Source organism: Saccharothrix sabaoui (genome assembly GCF_051756985.1).
Classification (GTDB): Bacteria; Actinomycetota; Actinomycetes; order Mycobacteriales; family Pseudonocardiaceae; genus Actinosynnema.
Window position 1 is genome coordinate 1 of sequence record NZ_JBPKJK010000082.1, and the last position, 1998, is coordinate 1998.

2 protein-coding genes are annotated in these 1998 nt (G+C 71.7%); both read left to right on the forward strand.

Features of this window, described 5'->3' with window-relative positions; genetic code table 11:
• Window positions 1–1089 (forward strand): alpha/beta fold hydrolase (locus ACR807_RS24180; RefSeq protein ID WP_438923683.1); only part of this gene is annotated, 1089 nt, incomplete at its 5' end.
• Window positions 1090–1289: 200 nt separating this feature from the next.
• Window positions 1290–1886, forward strand: coding sequence for a Crp/Fnr family transcriptional regulator (locus ACR807_RS24185; protein WP_438923684.1), 597 nt, complete (start codon window positions 1290–1292; stop codon window positions 1884–1886).
• Window positions 1887–1998: the final 112 nt, after the last annotated feature.

Sequence of the window (1998 nt, forward strand, 5' to 3'; positions counted from 1 at the left end):
GAGGCGGCCCCGGAGGACGGTTCGCCGTGGCCCGCGGCGGCGACCGACCTGCTCGCCCGGGTCACGGCGCTGTCGGGCGGTCCCCGCTTCGAGGTCGGTCCGGCCGGTGCGGCGCTGCCCGCGCTGAGCCGGGTGGTGGGCGACCACCTCGACCTGGCGGGCACGGCCGCCGCGCTCGCCGCCGCCGGCCTGCCCGCACCGTCCGATGTGGACGCCGTCGTGGCGGGCGCGCTGGCGGACGACTTCCTCGCGCCCGACAACGGTGTCGTGGTGGAGACGGCCGACGGCGCGCGGCTGCCCGCGTGGGCGGTCGGTCCCGCCTCGGCGCCGCCGGTGCTCCTGGTGCTGCCGTGCGGGATGCCGGTGCGCCTGGCCGAGGGCTGGCTGCGCGCGCTGGCCGCCGACCGGCGCGTCATCACGTGGGAGAGCCGCTGGCTGTTCGCCGACCTGGGGTCCGAAGTGGACCTGGCGCACGACGTCGCCGCGCAGGTCGCCGACCTGGCGGCGGTCCTCGACGCGTTCGGGGTGCCCTCCGCGCACGTGGCGGGCATGTGCGGCGGCGCGCTGCTCGCCCTGGCCGCCGCCGCGGAGCTGCCCGACCGGGTCGACTCGCTGAGCCTGTGGCACGGCGACTTCGACCTGGGCGACGACGCGCCGAAGACCGACCACCAGCGCAACCTGCAAGCGCTGATGGGCATGGCCGCCGAGGACCGCGAGACCGCGGCGGTCGTGCACGACGTCCTGCTCCAGAACGCCCTCGCCGGGGTGCCCGCCGACCTGGCGCACCTCGTGCTCTACCCGTACGCCTCGAAGGAACTGTTCTTCCGCTACTGCCGTCTCAACCTGGTGATCATGTCCCAGGACGCCCGCCCCTACCTGGCGCGGGTGGCGGCCGAGACGCTGGTCGTGACCAGTGAACAGGACAGCACCGCGCACCCCGCGGGGTCGCTCGCGGTGGCGGAGCGGTTGTCCGCCGCCCGGCTGCACGTCGAGCCGGAAGGTGACCACCTCACCCTGTTCCGCGCCCCGGCGCACCTGACCGGCCTGCTCCGGTCCCGCTTAGCGGGGACCGGGTCGCCGGTCGGCTGAGCAAGTCCCGAGGGGACCGGTTCGGCGGCCGCGAGGCCGCGGTCCCATCACATGCAGCACATTCTAAACCGTGTTCGATCCGCCCGAACAATGCACACTGGGGGTGCTCCGTGCGCTCATCCCGCAATGTCGTCGAACGGTCCACGAGTGGTATTTCGTCATATATCCGCAACAACTGCGCAGGCGCGGCGCGGCTAGTCGTGGAGAAAGACGAGAGTATTTACAGCGTCGGTAGCCGGGATTCCGGCGTGTACCTGGTCGAAAGCGGCCAGGTGAAAACCGTCGCCTATTCTCGGGACGGCAAGCGATGTCTGCTGTCGATTCACCCGGAGGGTGACACGTTCGGCGAGCTGGCGCTGTTCGGCCCGCCGCGCGCCGAGTCGGCCATGGCGATGACCCGCACCGTGCTGCGGCAGGTGCCGGCGTCCAGGCTCCGGCAGGCGCTGTCGGACGACGCGCTGCTCCAGGACTTCATCGTCAAGCTCGGCGAGCGGGTCGTCGAGCAGCAGCAGATGATCACCAACCTGCTCACCATGGACAGCGAGCGGCGGCTGGCCGCGATCCTGCTGCACCTGGCGCAGAAGGTGGGGAGCAGGGCCGACTGCGGTTACGTCGTGCAGATCCGCGACCGGATCACCCAGGAGGACCTGTCCGGCATGGTCGGCACCACCCGGTCGCGCGTCGGGTACTTCCTCAAGCGCTTCCGGGACGCCGGCCTGGTGGAATCGGTGCCCGACTCGTTCCTGTGCATCAACGAGTCCCGGATGACGGCCTTCCTGGAGGGCTGTCCGTGCTGACGGCCGGGGGTGCCGCGCTCCCCGCGCGGCACCCCCGGCATGCTCAGTTGTGAGCAGGAATCCACGGCGGCGGTTGTTACCCTCCACTTGGTCGACATATCCGGAGGTAGCC